The organism is Candidatus Pelagibacter sp. Uisw_094, from assembly GCF_047729535.1.
Taxonomy (GTDB): Bacteria; Pseudomonadota; Alphaproteobacteria; order Pelagibacterales; family Pelagibacteraceae; genus Pelagibacter.
Genome location: NZ_CP159823.1, coordinates 1,309,076 through 1,328,177 on the forward strand (window position 1 = coordinate 1,309,076; position 19,102 = coordinate 1,328,177).

The 19,102-nt window shown below is 28.8% G+C and carries 19 protein-coding genes and 1 pseudogene; 12 read left to right on the plus strand and 8 right to left on the minus strand.

The window, feature by feature from the left end:
- Window positions 1-21: 21 nt before the first annotated feature.
- From ABXT72_RS07180 to rho, 4 genes and pseudogenes are all read left to right on the plus strand, one after another.
- Window positions 22-732 (plus strand): annotated as a pseudogene (locus ABXT72_RS07180) (uroporphyrinogen decarboxylase family protein); the annotation flags it as partial.
- On the plus strand, window positions 733-1,767 hold the full coding sequence (hemH, locus tag ABXT72_RS07185; protein ID WP_415278256.1) for a ferrochelatase: 1,035 nt from the start codon (window positions 733-735) through the stop codon (window positions 1,765-1,767).
- Complete coding sequence (gene hemJ / locus ABXT72_RS07190; protein ID WP_415278257.1) at window positions 1,760-2,194, plus strand: protoporphyrinogen oxidase HemJ; 435 nt, start codon at window positions 1,760-1,762, stop codon at window positions 2,192-2,194. Before hemH ends, hemJ begins: the two co-directional genes overlap by 8 nt.
- Before the next feature lie 67 nt (window positions 2,195-2,261).
- Window positions 2,262-3,530 (plus strand): transcription termination factor Rho, encoded by a 1,269-nt coding sequence (gene rho / locus ABXT72_RS07195; protein ID WP_415278258.1) that lies wholly within the window; start codon window positions 2,262-2,264, stop codon window positions 3,528-3,530.
- Between the two features lie 18 nt (window positions 3,531-3,548).
- Here the strand turns inward: rho and ABXT72_RS07200 are convergent, their stop codons facing one another.
- Entirely contained in the window at window positions 3,549-4,388 is an 840-nt protein-coding gene (locus ABXT72_RS07200) for a sulfotransferase domain-containing protein (RefSeq protein ID WP_415278259.1), read from the minus strand.
- Window positions 4,389-4,432: 44 nt separating this feature from the next.
- Here ABXT72_RS07200 and mnmE point away from each other — a divergent pair, with 44 nt between their 5' ends.
- The 5 genes from mnmE to ABXT72_RS07225 all read left to right on the plus strand — a co-directional run bounded on the left by mnmE (window position 4,433) and on the right by ABXT72_RS07225 (window position 10,093).
- A complete protein-coding gene (gene mnmE / locus ABXT72_RS07205) occupies window positions 4,433-5,764 on the plus strand; it encodes a tRNA uridine-5-carboxymethylaminomethyl(34) synthesis GTPase MnmE (RefSeq protein WP_415278260.1) in 1,332 nt (443 codons plus the stop codon).
- A gap of 165 nt (window positions 5,765-5,929) precedes the next feature.
- Complete coding sequence (mnmG, locus tag ABXT72_RS07210; protein ID WP_415278261.1) at window positions 5,930-7,801, plus strand: tRNA uridine-5-carboxymethylaminomethyl(34) synthesis enzyme MnmG; 1,872 nt, start codon at window positions 5,930-5,932, stop codon at window positions 7,799-7,801.
- Window positions 7,801-8,442, plus strand: coding sequence for an RsmG family class I SAM-dependent methyltransferase (locus tag ABXT72_RS07215; RefSeq protein WP_415278262.1), 642 nt, complete (start codon window positions 7,801-7,803; stop codon window positions 8,440-8,442). The genes mnmG and ABXT72_RS07215 overlap by 1 nt, the downstream gene beginning before the upstream one ends.
- 8 nt (window positions 8,443-8,450) lie before the next feature.
- A complete protein-coding gene (locus ABXT72_RS07220) occupies window positions 8,451-9,245 on the plus strand; it encodes a ParA family protein (protein ID WP_415278263.1) in 795 nt (264 codons plus the stop codon).
- The gene (locus ABXT72_RS07225) at window positions 9,245-10,093 is read left to right on the plus strand and encodes a ParB/RepB/Spo0J family partition protein (RefSeq protein WP_415278264.1); all 849 of its coding nucleotides are present in this window, start codon (window positions 9,245-9,247) and stop codon (window positions 10,091-10,093) included. The genes ABXT72_RS07220 and ABXT72_RS07225 overlap by 1 nt, the downstream gene beginning before the upstream one ends.
- Here ABXT72_RS07225 and holA read toward each other — a convergent pair.
- From holA to ABXT72_RS07245, 4 genes are read right to left on the minus strand one after another with little or no spacing between them, the layout of a single operon-like run.
- Complete coding sequence (gene holA, locus ABXT72_RS07230; RefSeq protein ID WP_415278265.1) at window positions 10,083-11,078, minus strand: DNA polymerase III subunit delta; 996 nt, start codon at window positions 11,076-11,078, stop codon at window positions 10,083-10,085. The genes ABXT72_RS07225 and holA overlap by 11 nt on opposite strands.
- Window positions 11,075-11,539, minus strand: a complete 465-nt coding sequence (locus ABXT72_RS07235; protein ID WP_415278266.1) for a hypothetical protein — start codon at window positions 11,537-11,539, stop codon at window positions 11,075-11,077. Before ABXT72_RS07235 ends, holA begins: the two co-directional genes overlap by 4 nt.
- Before the next feature lie 2 nt (window positions 11,540-11,541).
- Entirely contained in the window at window positions 11,542-14,076 is a 2,535-nt protein-coding gene (gene leuS, locus ABXT72_RS07240; protein WP_415278267.1) for a leucine--tRNA ligase, read from the minus strand.
- Between the two features lie 41 nt (window positions 14,077-14,117).
- Entirely contained in the window at window positions 14,118-14,669 is a 552-nt protein-coding gene (locus ABXT72_RS07245; RefSeq protein WP_415278268.1) for a DUF3576 domain-containing protein, read from the minus strand.
- Window positions 14,670-14,886: 217 nt separating this feature from the next.
- On the opposite strand from ABXT72_RS07245, the gene ABXT72_RS07250 reads away from it, so the two are divergent.
- Window positions 14,887-15,855, plus strand: coding sequence for a porin (locus tag ABXT72_RS07250; RefSeq protein ID WP_415278269.1), 969 nt, complete (start codon window positions 14,887-14,889; stop codon window positions 15,853-15,855).
- Between the two features lie 51 nt (window positions 15,856-15,906).
- Here the strand turns inward: ABXT72_RS07250 and ABXT72_RS07255 are convergent, their stop codons facing one another.
- Complete coding sequence (locus tag ABXT72_RS07255; protein ID WP_415278270.1) at window positions 15,907-16,434, minus strand: thiamine phosphate synthase; 528 nt, start codon at window positions 16,432-16,434, stop codon at window positions 15,907-15,909.
- Between ABXT72_RS07255 and ABXT72_RS07260 the strand changes: the two genes are divergently transcribed.
- Window positions 16,429-17,079, plus strand: a complete 651-nt coding sequence (locus ABXT72_RS07260) for a YggS family pyridoxal phosphate-dependent enzyme (protein WP_415278271.1) — start codon at window positions 16,429-16,431, stop codon at window positions 17,077-17,079. The genes ABXT72_RS07255 and ABXT72_RS07260 overlap by 6 nt on opposite strands.
- Here ABXT72_RS07260 and ABXT72_RS07265 read toward each other — a convergent pair.
- Window positions 17,076-17,564 (minus strand): L,D-transpeptidase family protein, encoded by a 489-nt coding sequence (locus ABXT72_RS07265; RefSeq protein WP_415278272.1) that lies wholly within the window; start codon window positions 17,562-17,564, stop codon window positions 17,076-17,078. The two genes, ABXT72_RS07260 and ABXT72_RS07265, sit on opposite strands and share 4 nt — an antisense overlap.
- 20 nt (window positions 17,565-17,584) lie before the next feature.
- On the opposite strand from ABXT72_RS07265, the gene ABXT72_RS07270 reads away from it, so the two are divergent.
- Window positions 17,585-18,166, plus strand: a complete 582-nt coding sequence (locus ABXT72_RS07270) for a helix-turn-helix domain-containing protein (RefSeq protein WP_415278273.1) — start codon at window positions 17,585-17,587, stop codon at window positions 18,164-18,166.
- Window positions 18,167-18,172: 6 nt separating this feature from the next.
- On the opposite strand, the gene ABXT72_RS07275 is transcribed toward ABXT72_RS07270, so the two are convergent.
- Entirely contained in the window at window positions 18,173-19,102 is a 930-nt protein-coding gene (locus ABXT72_RS07275; protein WP_415278274.1) for an adenosine kinase, read from the minus strand.

The window sequence follows — 19,102 nt, forward strand, 5'->3', positions numbered from 1 at the left end:
GGTCCAAAATTAGGTTCTTTAGATTTAGGAGATATATCCAAGGTTGACGAAATTGATTTTATAGAAAAATTATATCCAGTTTATAAATCAATTAAAAAAGTTAGCGAAGATAGTTTAATAAAAAACAAAAACTTAATAGGATTTGTTGGTGCGCCATGGACATTGTTAGTTTATATGATTAATAAACACTCCCCAAAAAAAGAACTGGTAAAAAATTTTTTTAAAGATGAATTTTTAATAAATAGAATTTTAATAATTTTAGAAAAGTTTTTGAAATTACATATTGACCAACAGATAAAAAATGGTGCAACAATAATTCAAATTTTTGACAGCTGGGCTGGTCTGCTTAAGGAAAAAGACTTACCAAATTATGTATATGTGCCAACACTAAATTTAGTTGATTATGTTAAATCACTAAATATTCCTGTAATTTGTTTTCCAAGAGGAATAAAAAATTATAAAAATTATTGTGATATAGTTAAACCCGATGCGGTTAATATTGACTATGATGTGGATCCTGTTTCAATATGTAAGGAAATAAAAATACCAGTTCAGGGTGGTCTTGATCCTAAAATTTTATTAACAGATAAAGAAAATTTAAAAAAAGAAACTTTAAAATACTTAAATACTTTTAAAGATCACCCCTATATATTTAACTTAGGTCATGGGGTGTTACCCGAAACCAATCCTGATATGGTTGACTACTTAGTTAAAACAGTAAAAGATTATTAAATGAAAAAAGCAGTAATTCTATTTAACCTTGGAGGTCCTGATAAAATTGAAAATGTAGAACCGTTTTTATTTAACTTATTTAATGATCCGGCAATTCTAAATTTACCAACTATATTGAGATATCCTTTGGCAAAATTGATATCTAATAGAAGAGCACCAGTTGCTAAAAAAATCTATGAAGAGCTTGGTGGCTCATCGCCGATATTAAAATTAACCAAGGAACAATCGGAGGCACTCGAAACAAAGTTAAACCAAACGGAAACTGATGATAAATACAAGTGTTTTATTGTAATGAGGTGTTGGAACCCAAGAGCAAATGATGTGATCAAAGATGTTCAATTATTTAACCCCGAAGAAGTTATTTTAATGCCTCTTTATCCACAATACTCTGCTGCAACTTCTGGGTCTTCCATTAAAGAATGGAAAGATGTTTGTAAAAAAAATAACTACAAAGTTAAAACAAGCACAATTTGTTGTTATCCTACAGACCAAAATTTTATCAACGCACACACAAAAGAAATAATAAAAAAAATTAAAGACCTTAAAAATTTTAAATTAATATTTTCTGCTCATGGCTTACCGGAAAAAAATATTAAAAAGGGAGACCCTTATCAGTGGCAAGTAGAACAATCAGTTAAAAAAATAGTTGAGAATTTAAATGATGAAAATCTTGATTGGATACTGAGTTATCAAAGTCGAGTTGGTCCACTAAAGTGGATAGGACCATCTACAGAAACTATAATCATTAAAAATTCCAAGATTGGCAAGCATATCGTTTTAGTCCCTATCGCATTTGTTTCTGAACACTCAGAAACTCTCGTTGAGCTTGATATAGAATATAAAGAAATAGCGGATGCCAATGGATGTAAAAACTATACAAGAGTTCCAGCACTTGGAATTAATGAGGATTTTATTAAAGCAATGTCAGAATTAATAATTAAGAAAAACGAATATAAAATTAATGAGGATCTTTATCCACCAAAGATACAGTGTCCACCTAATTTTAAAAAATGTCCCTGTTTAAATTATGAATAGTTATTTATTATTTAAGAGCCTGCATTTAATAGCGGTAATCTCATGGATGGCAGGACTTTTATATTTACCTAGAATTTTCGTATACCACGTAGAAAATTTAAAAGATAAAAACACTTCTTCAGTATTTAAAACAATGGAAAGAAAATTATATTTTTACATCATGACACCAGCAATGATTTTAACTTGGGTGTTCGGATTAATTTTAATTTCTTCTTTAGGTTTCGAAGTTCTTTCTGCAACTTGGATTAAACTAAAATTGTTGTTAGTGATTTTATTAACCTTATATCATTTCTACTTATCCAAACTTCTTAGTGATTTTAATTTGGATCAGAATACTAAATCTTCTAAGTTTTTTAGAATAATCAATGAAGTACCAACAATATTGCTTATTTTGATTGTTTTTATTGTTGTTTTTAAGCCCATCTAAGCTTGTAATAATTTAAAGAGTATATATATTCATCTCATAGTACAAAAATTTTAATCCCCCCCCACTCATGAATATACAAGAACTTAAATTAAAATCATCTGAACAATTAATTACGCAAGCAGAAGAGCTTGGTATTGAAAATGCTAGCACACTTAGAAAACAAGAAATTTTATTTGCTATATTAAAAAAGGTTGCAGAAAAAGAAGAGATAACTGGAGCTGGAGTTTTACAATTATTACAAGATGGATTTGGTTTTTTAAGAGCAATGGAATCAAATTATCTAGCTGGACCAGATGATATTTATGTTAGCCCAAGTCAGATAAGAAAATTTGGTTTGAGAACAGGAGATACAGTTGAAGGTCCTGTAAGAGCACCCAAAGAAGGAGAAAGATATTTTGCATTACTACAAGTAGAAAAAATAAATTTCGAGGAGCCTGAAAAAGCTCGTCACAAAATTGCGTTTGATAATTTAACTCCACTTTACCCAGACAAACAAATGGTGATGGAAGTTGAGACAACTAAGATAGAAAAAAAACCAGATTTAACTCCAAGATTAATTGATCTTGTAAGCCCAATTGGAAAAGGTCAAAGATCGATAATTATCTCACCTCCTAAAGCTGGTAAGACAATGATTTTACAAAGCATTGCAAATTCAATTGCTAAAAATTATCCAGAGAGTTACTTAATGGTTTTATTGATTGATGAAAGACCAGAAGAGGTAACTGACATGAAAAGAACAGTTAAGGGTGAAGTTATTAGCTCTACTTTTGATGAGCCTGCTTCAAGACACGTTGCTGTTGCAGAAATGGTGATTGAAAAAGCTAAAAGACTAACTGAACATAAAAAAGATGTGGTAATTTTATTAGACTCAATAACAAGATTGGGAAGAGCCTATAATGCCGTGATACCAAGTTCTGGAAAAGTTTTAACAGGTGGTGTTGATGCAAATGCACTTCAAAAACCCAAAAGGTTTTTTGGTGCAGCTAGAAATATTGAAGAAGGTGGATCTTTAACAATCATCTCAACAGCTTTGATTGATACTGGATCAAGAATGGATGAAGTTATTTTTGAAGAATTTAAAGGAACTGGAAATAGTGAAACAGTTCTGGATAGAAAAATTGCCGAAAGAAGAATTTATCCAGCAATCGATATAACTAAATCTGGAACAAGAAGAGAAGAATTGTTGTTTGATAAAAATGACCTTTCAAAAATGAATGTACTAAGAAGAATTATCAGTCCCATGGGAACTATGGATGCAATAGAATTTATTAATTCAAAGCTTAAAGAAACAAAAAGTAATGCAGATTTCTTTAGCTCAATGAATAAACCTGCTTAAAAAGCATTAATTAATAATTTATAAATATTTTAATTCATTCATTTCATTCTTAAAAGCTTCCTCTATTTTTAATCTTATTGGAGGATCTAACAATTTTTTCCAATTATTATTTGGACCCAATTTAAAAAATTTTTTTTTTAAATCTTTATTTGTTAGAGAATTATCAATAAACCCTTGGCTTTCTTCTTGATTTGAAAATTTTTCAAATTTACAGTTTTCAATTAATTCTAAGATTTCTTTTTTTTCAAAATTAAACTCTCCTATAGAACTTAAAAAATTTGCTATCTTTAAAAACTCATTTACTGGATCTGTTAAAAGATTTTCATACTTTACAAGAAGGTAATTTTTTTTAAATACTTTCCATGAATTATAATGATCTGCCCAAGATAAAAGAATTGTTGGCACTCCAGATTCATACTTAGTACCCCCAACAACTTTATCTCTATCAATTAAAAAATTAAGTGCTTCTTGATAATTTTCCTTGTCGTAATAATCAAGTATTGATGTGATTACATTTCTTGGGTCCCGCACAATGTGTATTACTCCAAGTGAATTTTCATAATTTGTAAAATAATAGTTTTTTTCAAAATTTTTCCAATTAGCACTATGAGTTTTATAAAACTTTATTCCATTTTCTAAATTTATAATATCTTGTGCCAAAACACTGTTTTTTGCTATCTCATCCAAATCTAAAAAATTATTTGTTAGACTTTTAAAATTAGATCTATTCGGGAATTGTTTTAAATGCTGTTTGTTAATATCAACCTTGGGTTTCTCAGAAGAGTACAGCAAAGTTGATAAAAATATTCTTATCCAAGTGTTACCGCTCTTGGGGTATGAAGCTAGCCAGACGATCATAAAAAAATATATTAATTTAATTTATAATAAGTATATTTATTTTAATGACAATATATGCTTTATCGAGTGGACCAGGTGTTTCGGGCATTGCTATAATCAGAATTTCTGGCAAAGATACATCTAAAGCTATAGAGCTGATGACTGGTAAAAAGGTTCCAAAGCCAAGGGTAGCAACACTCAGAAAAATCAATAAAATCAACACTTCTGAGCTTATTGATGAGGGTATAATATTGTGGTTTCCTGGCCCTGAGAGCTACACAGGCGAGGATATGGCTGAATTTCATATACATGGTAGCAAAGCAGTAATTGACGCCCTACACCACTCCATTTCAAAGGTTGAAAATTGTCGTTTAGCCGAAGCAGGTGAATTTACAAAACTTGCATTTCAAAATGGAAAAATAAATTTGCTGAAAGCAGAAAGTATTGCAGATTTAATTTCGGCAGAAACTGAAATCCAGAGACAACAAGCAATAAAAATTATGAATGGAAAATCTGCAGATAAATTTAATAGCTTAAGAGAAAAACTTTTAAAAATTTTATCACATGTTGAAGCAAAAATAGATTTTCCAGATGAAGATTTGCCTGAAGATATTTTTAAAAATATAAAAAAAATTTCCAATGAGGTAATTTTAAATATAAAAAAAATTTTAGATGATCAGAAAGTTGGTGAAAGAATTAGGGAAGGTTTTAAGATTGCAATCATAGGACCAACCAATGCTGGAAAATCTAGTTTACTAAATCATCTTTCAAACCGAGATGCAGCAATCGTCTCAGAAATGGCTGGAACAACAAGAGATGTAATCGAGACGCACTTAAACATTGATGGTTATCCGGTTGTAGTTTCTGATACTGCAGGAATTAGAGAATCTAAAAATGAAATAGAAAAAAAAGGAATAAAATTAGCTCTTGATAAGGCAGAAAATGCAGACTTAAAGTTGATCGTTATAGACGCTAATAGCATTGATCTTAAAGGAGTTTTAAAAGAATTGATGGATGAAAATGCAATACTTGTAGTTAATAAATCTGATATTTTAAAAAAAGATTTAAGTTCTGAAATAAAAAATTATGAACATGTCTTAATTTCAGTAAAAAACAATCTCAACTTAGAAGATTTAATTTTTAAAATTAAAAACAAATTAAAAAATAAATTTATCACAAGTGAAGATATTTTAATTACACGTGAAAGGCACAGGCAACACCTTGAGCAAAGTTTAAATTATTTAAAAAACTTTGAAGAAAAAAATGAAGGTGAAGATTTTGATAAAGCTGCTGAAGATCTTCGTTTAGCAACTCGACATTTAGGAATGATTGTTGGAAAAGTAGACGTTGAGGAGATATTAGGTAGTATTTTCAATGATTTTTGCATTGGTAAATAGTCATCATTTTAAGGGATTTTTTAGCTTATTTTCATCATTTTTGTTGATAACCATAACTAATTCTCCAATTTTAATCATAAAAACGTAGCCACGATTATCTTAAAAAGTATTTCTTAAAAAATACTGTCTACTTGTAAATATTCATATCAGTTATAAATTTAAGTTATGAAAAATGATTTATCATTTGAGGTAGTTGTTATTGGAGGAGGACATGCTGGTTGTGAAGCTGCTGCAGCGTCTGCACGTCTTGGAGCTAACACCGCCCTATTCACTCACAAAATTGAAACCATAGGTGAGATGTCTTGTAACCCCGCAATAGGAGGTCTTGGTAAAGGTCACCTTGTTAGAGAGATAGATGCCTTAGACGGTGTGATGGGAGAGGTTGCAGATAAATCAGGTATACAATTTAGATTATTAAATAGAAGTAGAGGGCCTGCAGTTCAAGGACCCAGAACTCAATCAGATAGATCATTATATCGTAAATATATGAAAGAAAAATTGCTAAACTACTGTAATTTAAACATTTTTTCTGATCCCGTAATAAAGTTTATTTTTAACAAAAACACTATAAGTGGATTTGAAACAAAGTCAGGCAAAAAAATTTTATGTGGTAAGCTAATCTTAACAACAGGTACTTTTTTGAATGGTTTGATTCATATAGGTGACAAGAGAACGCCAGCAGGAAGGTTTGATGAAAAGCCCTCAACAGGATTAAGTGAACAACTTGAAAAGTATGATTTTAAAATAGGAAGACTTAAGACAGGAACACCACCAAGACTCGATGCCAGAACAATTAAGTATGATAATTTAGAAGAACAGTTTGCAGACGATGATCCTTATTATTTTTCTTTCTTAACTAAAAAAAATTTAAACAAACAAGTTTCATGTCGGATGACTTATACGAACGAAAAGGTTCATAAGATAATTCAAAAAAATCTAAAAAGAAGTGCCATGTACTCAGGAAGCATACAGGGGGTTGGTCCAAGATATTGTCCTTCAATAGAGGATAAAATAGTAAAGTTTGCAGATAAGGACCGTCACCAAATATATTTAGAGCCTGAGGGCCTAAATGACCATACAATATACCCAAACGGAATATCTACCTCTTTACCTGAGGATGTTCAACAAGAAATTTGTAATAATATCAATGGTTTAGAAAATGTTAAGATAATTAGACCCGGTTATGCCATAGAATATGACTATATTGACCCTAGAGAACTATTTTTAACTCTTGAGACTAAAAAAATTCAAAATTTATACCTTGCTGGGCAAATAAATGGAACAACAGGATATGAAGAAGCCGCAGCCCAAGGATTAATCGCTGGAATTAATGCTGCCTTATCTTTTAAGAAAGAAGAGCCATTTATTTTGGATAGATCAGATGCATACATTGGAGTTATGATAGATGATTTGGTAACAAAGGGTGTTGCAGAGCCTTATAGAATGTTCACTTCAAGAGCAGAATATAGACTAAGTTTGAGAGCAGATAATGCCGACCAAAGGTTAACAAATAAAGGAATTGAAATTGGATTAATATCAAAAGAAAGAGAAGATATTTTTAAAGATAAAGAATATAAATTAGGAATAATATCTAAAATAATGTCTGAATCATCAATATCTCCAACAAAAATAAAGAATTTTGATATTAAAATTGCAAAAGATGGTATTCTAAGGAAATCTAATGAAATATTAACCCAAAAAGGTGTTGATATGAAAAAAATAAGAGAAATTTGGCCTGAAATTCCTTATTTTGATAAAAAAATAGATGAGCAAATTGAAATAAATGCTCATTACAGAGGCTATCTTAAAAAACAAAAAGCAGATATATTAGCATTTAAAAGAGATGAAAATTTAGTTATACCTGAAAAAGTTAATTATGATGATCTTTCTGGACTATCAAATGAGGTAAAAGCCAAATTTAAAAAAATAAAACCAAAAACTATGGGACAAGCACTGCGAATTGATGGAATAACTCCAGCTGCCGTATATATTTTGTTGTCACATGTAAAAAGAAAGTCTATTAAGCTAATAGCTTAATGGAAGAAATTTTTAAAAAATATTCACTACTAAAATACCAAAATGTTCCACGTGAAACATTAATTGAGTTTGAGCTATTTATATCCATGCTACAGCAGGGAAATGATGAAATTAATATAATAAGTAAAGAAACAGCTAAAAATGAGGTTATTAGAGAACGTCATATAATTGATTCAGCACAAATCATTGAATTTGTTGATTTAAATAGTAATATTATAATAGATATAGGCTCAGGTGGAGGTATGCCAGGTATAATTATATCAATTATGATTAAAAATCAGAAAAATTCGATCAAAGTTCACTTATATGAAAAAAGTCACCATAAAAGCTTTTTTTTAAGAAAAGTATCTAGAGATTTAAAATTAAATACCGAAGTCATGCAAGAAAATATTTTTGACGCACAAAATTTAGACTCGGGTACAATAATGGCAAGAGCTTTTAAACCCTTACCAATAATTTTAGATTTAGTTTATAAAAATTTTAGCAGTTACAAAAATTTAATTGTCTTCATGGGAAAAAACGGAGAAAAAGTTTTAGAAGAAACTTTAATAAATTGGGATTTTGATTTTGAAAAGAAAAAAAGTATTACAAGCGAAGATTCATTTTTATTAAATATAAAAAATATTAAAAAAAAACATTAAAAAACTAAATGCAAATTATTTCTGTAATAAATCAAAAGGGTGGGGTTGGAAAAACAACAACAGTAATTAATCTTGCAGCAGGTTTAGCCCAACAAGAGAAAAAAGTTTTAGTTATTGATCTTGATCCACAAGGAAACGCTACTACAGGACTTGGTCTGTCTAATTTAGAAAGTTCGGCAGATACTATTTATGGGGTGCTGAATGGAACAAGGATCATTTCTGATGTGATTAGAAAAACAGAGTTCAAAAATTTAGATATTATCACTTCGAATGTAGATTTATCTGGGCTTGAGGTCGAGACAGCTGATGATAGCATGAGAGCCTTCATTTTAAAACGCGAATTAACCCCTTATTTAAATGATTCTAGAGCAACCTATGATTATGTGCTTATAGACTGTCCACCATCACTAAGCTTGCTTACAGTCATGGCGCTAGTGTCTTCTCACTCACTATTAGTCCCACTACAGACTGAATTTTTTGCTTTAGAGGGTTTAACCCAGCTAATGAAAACCATAGAACGAATAAAAGTTAATTTAAATCCTGAATTAAAAATTAGAGGCATACTTTTAACAATGTTTGATAAAAGAAATAAGCTATCCACACAAGTTGAAAAAGAAGCAAGAGACTATTTCAATGAAAAAGTTTATCTAACAGTGATACCAAGAAACGTCAGGCTGTCCGAAGCCCCATCGCATGGCATGCCAGTTTTAATGTATGACAAATCTTGTCCAGGTAGTAAATCATATTTTAACTTTACAGATGAATTCATTAATCAAGAACAAAAAATAGGGAGCGCTGCATAATGGATGCAAATAAAATAAAAAAAGGTTTAGGTAGAGGCTTGTCATCTTTAATAGGTGAAACAAAAGTAGAAATAAACATTAATAAAGTTTCGATATCCGATCTTGTAAGCAATAAATTTCAACCAAGAAAAACATTTGATGAGGATAGTTTACAAGATTTAACAAACTCAATAAAAGAGAGAGGCATTATTCAACCAATTATTGTTAGAAAATCTAGTGATGATAGCTCAAAGTATGAAATAATTGCAGGTGAGAGAAGGTGGCTATCAGCACAAAAAGCAGGGTTACACGAAGTTCCAGTGGTTATTGCTGATGTTGATGATTTAAAATCTTTAGAGTTTGCTATTGTTGAGAATGTTCAAAGAAATGACCTAAATACAATTGAAGAAGCACGTGGTTATAAGCGCCTTATAGAAGAGTTTTCATATGATCAAGAAAAAGTAGCAAAATTTATTGGAAAAAGTAGAAGTCATATCGCTAACTTTTTGAGGCTATTAAGCCTCCCTGAAGTGGTTTTAAAATTAATTGAAACTCAAAAACTAACAGCAGGACACGCAAAAATTTTAGTAGGTCTGGATAATGCAGAGTTTGTTGCTAATAAAATAATTGAAAAAAATCTTTCAGTTAGACAGTCAGAAAATTTTGTTAAAATTTTTAAAACTAAGAAGCACTCTCTTAAACCCTCTAGGGACACAAACTTACAAGCTTTAGAAGCTTCAATTAGAGAAAAAATTGGATTAAATATTTTAATTAAAAATAAAAAAAATAATTCAGGATCCTTATTGTTAGAATATAAAGATCTAGATCAGCTCAATAAAATAATTGAAATAATAAAATCTAATTATTAGTTTTTTTGGAATTATTAATTATAAAATCTAATAATATATTTTTTGCTACACTAGAGTTTTTTTTAATTAAAAGTTCAATTTCATTAGTTTTATAAACTAAACCCTTTAAATCATTTTTCTTCCAAGACCTTACTTGCTGAGTAACAAGTGGCTTGTCCTTCCAAAATATTGTTGGTTTATAAGCATAAATTGCCTTCTCAATATCATTTTTGTCGTCAATTAATTCGTAAATTTTTACCAATCTTTTCAGTTTTGCTAATAATGTTCTAATAATTATAATATTATCCTCATCTGAATAGTTGTTTTCACTTAAAATAGTGACAGTTTTTCTAGTGTTTTTAGCAAGAGAGTGGTCAACGAGTTCTGAGGCACTATAATTTTCCGCAAGGTTCGTCAGTTTTATTATTTCTTCAAGATTTAAGTTTTTTTTATTAATTGAATATGTTTCAATTTTTTCTAATTCATTATTCAAATTTTTTCTATCACCTCTACTTCTTTCAATTAAAACATTTATCAATTGTTGTGATATGGAAATATTTTTATTTCTAAAAAAAAGACTAATTATTGAATTTAATGTTTGATTATTATCTTCATAAAATGGAACACATATAATTAATTTTTCTTTTTCGAAAATTTTCCGCAAGGTAGATTTCTTTTCAAGATTTTTCGAATTTAAAATTATTTTTATATTCTCTGGGTTTCTTTCTATCAACTCTTCTATAGTGGCTTTAATCTTGTCGGTAGCTCTATTAATAATTATGAGCTTTTCATTATCAAAAAAAGATTTAGTAAGAGCACTATTAAAAAAATCTTTAATATTATCTAGTATTTCTTTTTCTTCGTATCTTTGAGTCTTGTCTTGATAGTTTTTTTCAAATAAATTTTTAATGGTTTCTTCTTTTAAACCCTCATTTTCACCATAAAATAGATAAAATTTGTGATTATTTAGTTTTATTTTATTCAGCTCAAATGATTTTAATATCATTTAATATTAGATAGCCTAAAAATTAACTTTTCTGCTGCTATCTGGGCTAAATTATTTTTAATCTCTTTTTCATATTTTTGCAAATCAAACTTGTTTGGTTCATTTTTATAATTGAATTTTTCTTCAACTATAAGATTATTCTTAAATTTACCCTTTGTAAATATCTCTACCTTTACAATCACTATATTTTGAAAATTTGTCGTATTACCTGCGGTATCTTTTGCCAAAATTTTTTTTTTTGAGATACTAGCAATTGTTAATGTAAAATCTTTATTCTTTTCAACTAATGTAAAATTATTTAATTTTTCTTTAATCTTTAAATTAATATCTCTCTCTCCGGTAAAGTCTAATTTACTAATTGAAAAATTATAATTTTCAGAATTTTTTTTTGAATGAATTGGGTCGTAGCCACATGAAGATAAAAATAATAAAATAATGAATGTGAGTACTTTTTTTTGCATTTTTATATTATAATATTTATAAGTCTGTTGGGTACAAAAATTAATTTTTTCACTTCATGATTTTTTAACAATTTTTCAATTTCTTGATTATTTTTAACTTCTTTTAAGACATCATTTTTTATCATATCTCTCTTTATGCTCAAAATACCTCTTTTTTTACCATTTATTTGTACTACAAAAATAATTTTTTCTTCAATTAAATCTTTTTCAGAAATTGTAGGCCAACTGATAAGGTTTTTATCAATAGTGTTTAAGCATTCACTAGAAAAATGTGGAATAAGTGGATTCATTAAAATTAAGATTTTTTTATAGTTTTCAATTAAAACACTTTTCTTTATGGGTTTATCAATTTCTTTAATTAAAAAATTATACATTTCATAAAGGTTTGCAACTATTACATTGTAGTGAAATTTTTCTAAGTTTTTGGTTATTTTGTGAGCAAGTTTATTGGTAAATCTGGTTAAATTTTCACCATCTTCGTCCTGATTATTATCTTTAATTTTATCTAAAATTTTAGAATTTAGTGTCCACAATTTTTGAATAAACTTAAATGATGCAAGCATTCCTTGATCAGACCATTGCACATCTTTTTCTGGAGGACTGTCTGATAAAATAAATAATCTAACAGAATCTGCTCCATAATTCTTTATTATATTCTCTGGATCAATAGTATTTTTTTTAGATTTTGACATAGACTCAGTTGGTCCAACAATTATTTTCTCAGAAGGATTATCTTTTTTATAAAATTCTTTACCATCTTCTGAAGTTACTTCATCAGGACTAAACCATGCATTTGTTTGATCTTTATAGGTTTCGTGACAAACCATTCCTTGTGTAAATAATCCATCAAATGGTTCTTTTATTTTAAAATTATCATTTTTATAAGAGAGAGCTTGCATAAAAAATCTTGAATATAATAAATGTAAAATTGCATGCTCAACACCTCCGATATACTGATCAACTGGCATCCAATAATTAGCCTCTTCTTGAGTAAATCCATGATCTAAATTATGAGGTGAACAAAACCTTAAAAAATACCAAGAAGAATCAACAAAAGTATCCAATGTATCAGTTTCTCTCCTATATTTTTTGCCATCTAAGATAAAAAATTTCCAGCTATCTTCTGAGTCTAATGGGTTTCCTGTGTTACTTAATTTTTTGATTTCTGGAAGTTTAACAGGCAGCATATTTCTTGGAATTTTAATAGGCTGGTCATTTTCATCATAGGCCATTGGAATTGGACAACCCCAATATCTTTGTCTTGATATCCCCCAATCTTTTAGTCGATAATTAGTTTTTTTTGTCCCCAGGTTATTCTTTTCAAGAAATTCTATAGTCTTATTAATAGATTCACTTGGAACTTTTAAACCATCAAGAAAATCTGAATTATAAAGATATCCCTCACTCGTATAAGCCTCATTATTTATTTGAAAATCTTTATCCTTTTCAGGTTTAACAACAGGTGTAATTTTTAAATTATATTTTTTTGCAAAATCTAAATCTCGTTGATCATGTGCAGGACAGCCAAAAACAGCACCTAACCCATAATCCATTAATACAAAGTTTGCAAAATAAACAGGAACCTTCATATTTTTATCTAGTGGGTTAAATGCAATCATATCAGTTTTAAAACCAAGTTTTTCTGCAGAAGCAATGGATTCTTCAGTAGTACCTGTTTTAGAACATTCTTCTCTAAATTTTTGAAATTCTTTATCTTCCTCATAATATTTTGCTAAAGAGTGATCAACTGAGAGAGCAAGAAAGGAAAAACCAAATAAAGTGTCAGGTCTTGTTGTATAACACTTAATACTTTTAATAGGTTTTTCACTTTCAATCTCAAACTCAACTTCACAACCAAATGATTTACCTATCCAGTTCTTTTGCATCACCTTTACTTTGTTAGGCCAATTTTCTAATGCATCAAGTCCTTGAAGTAAGTCTTCTGAAAATTTTGAGATGTTAAAAAACCATTGATTTAGCTTCTTTCTTTCAACTATAGCCCCTGACCTCCAACCTTTACCATCTACTACCTGTTCATTAGCAAGAACAGTTTCGTCAACAGGATCCCAGTTAACATAATTCTCTTTTCTGTAAACTAATCCTTTGTCATACAGGTCTAAAAAAAATTCTTGCTGGTGTTTGTAATAATCCTCAGAGCAAGTTGAAATTTCTTTGTCCCAGTCAATTGATAATCCAAGTCTTTTAAGTTGAGATCTCATAGTCTCAATATTTGATTCAGTCCAAGTTTTAGGATCTAAATTATTTTGCCTTGCAGCATTTTCTGCTGGCATACCAAAAGAGTCCCAGCCCATTGGATGAAGAACGTTGTAACCTTGTAAGATTTTATAACGTGCTAGCACATCACCGATTGTATAATTTCTTACATGACCCATGTGAATTTTTCCAGACGGGTAAGGAAACATTTCTAAACAATAAAATTTTTTTTTATTTTTATCTACCTTAGTAGAAAAAGTTTTATTTTGATCCCAAAACTTTTGCCATTTTTCTTCTACAATTTTAAAATTATATCTATCCACAAAATTTAATCTTATATTTTAAATTTACCTTTATAATATTTTTAGTTAATTTTATAGGGCTTGGAATTTTTCTTTTTTTTCTCTGTTTTATATATTGCAGCTGTTTTTAAAATTTTTGTTTTTAATTCATTATTAATATTACCCTCTTTTTCAGAGGTCACACAATTTGATTGAGTTAAACACTTTTTATTAAAAACTTTTATATCTAGTGCATCAGATCTAATTTCATTTGTTAAAAATCTAATTGAAATTTTAATACTCTCATTTGAATTTTGATCTGTTGAGTACCAATCTGTGATTATAATGCCACCACTATAATTAACAGAAGCCAAGGGCATAAAATCTATGGTATCTAATGACGCTCTCCATAATTCGTTAGAACTTGCAAATTCAAAAACTCCACCACTAGACTTACCAATCTTGTCTGTAAGTCTAAACCCTCTTCCTTCTTCTAAATTCTTGGCAACTCTTTTTTTGGGATCTGGATCATACTTTCTAGCATCAGCCCCAGGAAACTTTCCACCACAAGAAATTAAAAGAGTAGAAGAAATCAGTAAAAGAAGAGTAATTTTTAAGTTTTTAAATGAAATCATAATAAATTTAATAGTTAATTTTATATTTTTATACAATATATTATGGAAAATCGTAAAAAATATAAGAAAATAGCCATTTTTAAAGTGATGTAAAAATACAACACTTATCAAAATTTTTAATAAAAAACATAACTTTTCATAAAAAGTAAACGCTAAATTGATACATATTCACTGTTTATTATTAATAATAAAACAATAACAACAAACAAAGGAAAATATGAATAACATTAAAAAAATAGGTTTGACTGCTTTAGCAGCATCTCTTGTTTCTACATCAGTATTTGCTGGTGAAATGACAGCAACTGGTGCAGCATCAGTTACAGCTGAAGGTTGGAGTGGATCTGCAACAAACAAAGCAAGAGCACTTTCAATGGCTGACAGTATTACATTAGGTGGTTCTACAGAACTAGACAATGGAATGACTGTTTCAATGTCTTTTGAGTTAGACGGTGACGATGCTGGCTTTGATGACAGAAGTGTTACAATTTCATCTGATGCGATTGGAACATTTAAGTTCTCAGGACACGGTGGATCTACGTCTGCATCATCAGTTGATGGTACAGCTGCTGGCGATTTGTGGGATAACTTTGATGGTGCGTCATCTGTTGGTGGATCAACTGGAGTTGCTGTAAGTGCTGCACCTGGTGGAGACAACAGTGTGTTTTACACTTTACCATCTTTAATGGATGGTTTAGCTATAAATGCTTCATACAGACCAAACTCTAGTACTGCTGCTGAAACTTCATCTTCAGTTTCTTATGGTGTAGGTTACACTGGTATTGAAGGTTTGACTATTAACTATGCTACTGCAAACGTTGAAACAGGAACTGCTTCAACTTCTGGTGATCAAGACGTTATGAAAGTTGCATACGCTTATGGTCCAGTAACAGTTGCTTACTCTGAAAATGAGTATGATGTTGATGGTACTGCAAATGACCAAGATACTGATTCTTGGAATGTATCATACACTTTGACTGATTCAATTTCAGTAGGATATGGAACAGAAACAATTTCAACAGCAACTACAAGTGAAGTTGATGCTGAGTATTCTGGAGTTAATGCTTCTTATACTGCTGGTGGAATGACTATTTCAGCTAAAATGATAGATGCTGAGAACATTGTACACGGTACTGCTGTAACTGAAGACGGAGAATACTGGTCTTTAGGTTTATCATTTGCATTCTAATTAATTTAGAACACAAATTAATAAAAGGGCCCCTTTTTAGGGGCCTTTTTTTTATTCAAAAAAAGAAATACCAGCAAAACCGATACAGTCAGTAAGAGCTAGTTTTTTTAAATTATAATCTGAGATTCCACCAAGAGCTATGAAAGGCTTACCACTTAAAAGAGAAAGAGATTTAAATTTATTCATCCCTAAATAATTTTTATTTTTTTTAAATATTGAGGATAAAAATATAGCTTTAACACCTTGTAATTCTTTGGTCCTTATTTCATAAATATTATGAGCCGAACCCAATATAATAAATTTTTTCTTAACTGAATAAGCGAGATGTTTTTTATCTTTATTAAATGAAGGAATATAAGCACCATCTAAATTAAGCTTTATAGCTAATTTTATATTATTAGAAATAAAAAACTTATTCCCTCTTTTCTTACAATAATTTTTTATTGTTAAAATTAATTTTTCATCAATGTCTTGATCATAATTTCTAAATATTATGATTGTTTTTTTATCCTGTTTATCTATGTGACTTTGGTCAAATTTTTTTATAAAGTAATATCTATTCAAAGTTTTATTATGCATAACACTGTTAAAAATTTAATTTATATAGAAGAGCTTATCAAATCAAAAGCAAATCATGATGAATTAATTAAAATTATAGCAGTATCAAAAACCTTTCCTATGGAAATCATTTTACCCCTAATAGAGTATGGACATCTACATTATGGAGAAAATAAGGTTCAGGAGGCCTTAGAAAAGTGGACTGATATAAAAAATGAAAATCATAACATTCAACTTCATTTAATTGGAAGACTTCAGACTAATAAAGTTAAATTTGCTTTGAAAATATTTGATTATATTCATTCATTAGATAGTGAAAAATTGGCTAATAAAATTGCCGATGAACAAGAAAAGCAAAAAAAAAAACCTAAAATATTCATACAGGTGAAGATGGGAAATGAAGATCAAAAATCTGGAATAGATAAAAAAAATTTAAATGATTTTTATAAATTTTGTAAAAATTTGAATTTAAATATTATTGGTACAATGTGTATTCCTCCAAATGACAGTAATACAGAAAAATATTTTTCTGAAATGAGCTACATAAACAAAGAGTTAAATTTTAAAGAATTAAGTATGGGCATGTCAGGAGATTACCAAGAAGCAATTAAGAATAGTGCAACATATATCAGAGTAGGCTCAAAAATATTTGGTAGCAGAACCTAACCAATTTTGATTTTAGTTTTTTTATTTATTAATCTTAATAATATTTCAAAATCCTTTTTTTTTAAAGCAACACATCCTGCTGTTGGCTTATAATTATCTGTTAGATGAATAAATACTGCACTCCCTTTGCCTGGAGTTTTTTTTTCATTGTGACTAATTGAAATTATATAATCGTACTTACTATCTTTTCTGTGTAGATTTTCTTTAAGTCTTTTATCGACTATTTTAATTTCTTCATTGTATTTTTTATTTTTTGGGTCATCACACCAGGCCATATCTCTTTTAATTATCTTTTTATTGATTTTACACTTTGGAATCCCAACACGATCTTTTCTAAAATATAATTTTTTTAAATTAAATAACCCTTTAGGAGTTGAATAATCACCCTCTTTTTTATTAGAATTTAAACCTTTTTTTCCAATACAGCATCTTAATTTAAAGTCGTCAATTATAAGAGTGTTTTTATTTGGTACATGAATTAACATAGATGATATAAAATGTAATTATGCAGAACGTTTTTATTATAAATTTTTGGCCATTATATGAAATTTTAGATGAGATAAAAGAACATTTATCTTTTAAAATTATAAAATTTGAAAATGAAGAAGATTTTCAAAATAACCTTGTTTTTGATAGATTAGATTATTTAGTAATTTCAAAAGCTGATTATAAATTATTACTAAATAAAAATATCAATGATAAAAATTTTTTATATTTTAATGATTTTCCTTCATCTTTAAAAAAATTATTAGAACTAATCAATATTAAATTAATCAAATTAAAATTTAACCAGCAATCTAAAATTCTTATTAAAGGCTACGAATTAAATTTAAATTCTAAATTTTTTTCTAAAGGTAATTTAAAGTCAAAATTAACAGAAAAAGAAATTGAAATTATTTTGTATTTAAATAATAAAAAAATTAAACACGATGTTGCAGATTTAGAAAAAAATATATGGGGTTACTCAGCAAATATGGAAACCCATACTGTAGAAACACACATATATAGATTACGAAAAAAAATAAGTGATTTATTTAAAGATGAAAAATTTATATTAAGCCATAAAAATGGCTATTTTATTGACTAAAAAAGCCTAATCTAGTCTAGCACCAACTTTTTGGATTATCTTTGAAGACATTTCAGTTCCTTTTTCAAGACACCCTTTTGTTGAAACATTATTAATTAGTCCATGAAGAAATCCAGCTGCAAAGAGATCTCCAGCACCTGTTAAGTCTACAATCGTTAAGTTGGGTTTACTTTGACATTCTATAACTTCTTGATTTTTAATAGCAATGCTTCCTTTTTCACCACGTGTGATAATTAAAAGTTTTCCTATTTGTTTGCCAAATTCAATAACGTCTTCAAAGCTTTTAGCATCAACTAATGATCTAATTTCTTGTTCGTTAGCAAAAGTAATATCAAGTTTATTTTTAACTAAATCTAAAAAATTACTTTTATGTCTCTCCACACAAAATTGATCTGATAAGGACATTGCTTTAGTATTAGACATTGACATTGCTTTATCAAAAGCTGACTTTGGTTCTCCCTCATCCCACAAATATCCTTCTAAAAATATCATTTCACTTTCTTGTATAACTTTTTCATTTATATCATCTTTGTTAATTTTTCCAGCGATTCCTAAAAACGTAACCATAGTTCTTTCTGCATCAGGTGTGATCAAGATTAAACAAGTTCCAGTAGGTAAGATTTCTTTTTTTTTATTATAAAAATATTGTACTTTTTCTTTAGTTAGACCTTCTTCATATTTTTGTCCTAATTCATCAGCATTAATCTTACCTATAAACCCAACATCATTTCCTAATTGTGATAATCCAACAATAGAGTTTGCAACCGACCCACCAGAAATAGTTTGTTCTATCTTAAGAGTTGATAAAAGTTTTTGAAATTCTGTCTCATCAACTAGTTTCATTGTGCTTTTTATTAATTGATTATTTGTCAAATATTGGTCGTCAACTTTACAAATGACATCAACAATTGCATTACCAATTCCTAGTATTTTCAT

Coding starts and splice junctions, on each gene's coding strand:
- hemH (WP_415278256.1), top strand. CDS start 733: ATGAAAAAAGCAGTAATTCTATTTAACCTTGGAGGTCCTGATAAAATT.
- hemJ (WP_415278257.1), top strand. CDS start 1,760: ATGAATAGTTATTTATTATTTAAGAGCCTGCATTTAATAGCGGTAATC.
- rho (WP_415278258.1), top strand. CDS start 2,262: ATGAATATACAAGAACTTAAATTAAAATCATCTGAACAATTAATTACG.
- ABXT72_RS07200 (WP_415278259.1), bottom strand. CDS start 4,388: ATGATCGTCTGGCTAGCTTCATACCCCAAGAGCGGTAACACTTGGATA.
- mnmE (WP_415278260.1), top strand. CDS start 4,433: ATGACAATATATGCTTTATCGAGTGGACCAGGTGTTTCGGGCATTGCT.
- mnmG (WP_415278261.1), top strand. CDS start 5,930: ATGAAAAATGATTTATCATTTGAGGTAGTTGTTATTGGAGGAGGACAT.
- ABXT72_RS07215 (WP_415278262.1), top strand. CDS start 7,801: ATGGAAGAAATTTTTAAAAAATATTCACTACTAAAATACCAAAATGTT.
- ABXT72_RS07220 (WP_415278263.1), top strand. CDS start 8,451: ATGCAAATTATTTCTGTAATAAATCAAAAGGGTGGGGTTGGAAAAACA.
- ABXT72_RS07225 (WP_415278264.1), top strand. CDS start 9,245: ATGGATGCAAATAAAATAAAAAAAGGTTTAGGTAGAGGCTTGTCATCT.
- holA (WP_415278265.1), bottom strand. CDS start 11,078: ATGATATTAAAATCATTTGAGCTGAATAAAATAAAACTAAATAATCAC.
- ABXT72_RS07235 (WP_415278266.1), bottom strand. CDS start 11,539: ATGCAAAAAAAAGTACTCACATTCATTATTTTATTATTTTTATCTTCA.
- ABXT72_RS07245 (WP_415278268.1), bottom strand. CDS start 14,669: ATGATTTCATTTAAAAACTTAAAAATTACTCTTCTTTTACTGATTTCT.
- ABXT72_RS07250 (WP_415278269.1), top strand. CDS start 14,887: ATGAATAACATTAAAAAAATAGGTTTGACTGCTTTAGCAGCATCTCTT.
- ABXT72_RS07260 (WP_415278271.1), top strand. CDS start 16,429: ATGCATAACACTGTTAAAAATTTAATTTATATAGAAGAGCTTATCAAA.
- ABXT72_RS07255 (WP_415278270.1), bottom strand. CDS start 16,434: ATGCATAATAAAACTTTGAATAGATATTACTTTATAAAAAAATTTGAC.
- ABXT72_RS07265 (WP_415278272.1), bottom strand. CDS start 17,564: ATGTTAATTCATGTACCAAATAAAAACACTCTTATAATTGACGACTTT.
- ABXT72_RS07270 (WP_415278273.1), top strand. CDS start 17,585: ATGCAGAACGTTTTTATTATAAATTTTTGGCCATTATATGAAATTTTA.
- ABXT72_RS07275 (WP_415278274.1), bottom strand. CDS start 19,102: ATGAAAATACTAGGAATTGGTAATGCAATTGTTGATGTCATTTGTAAA.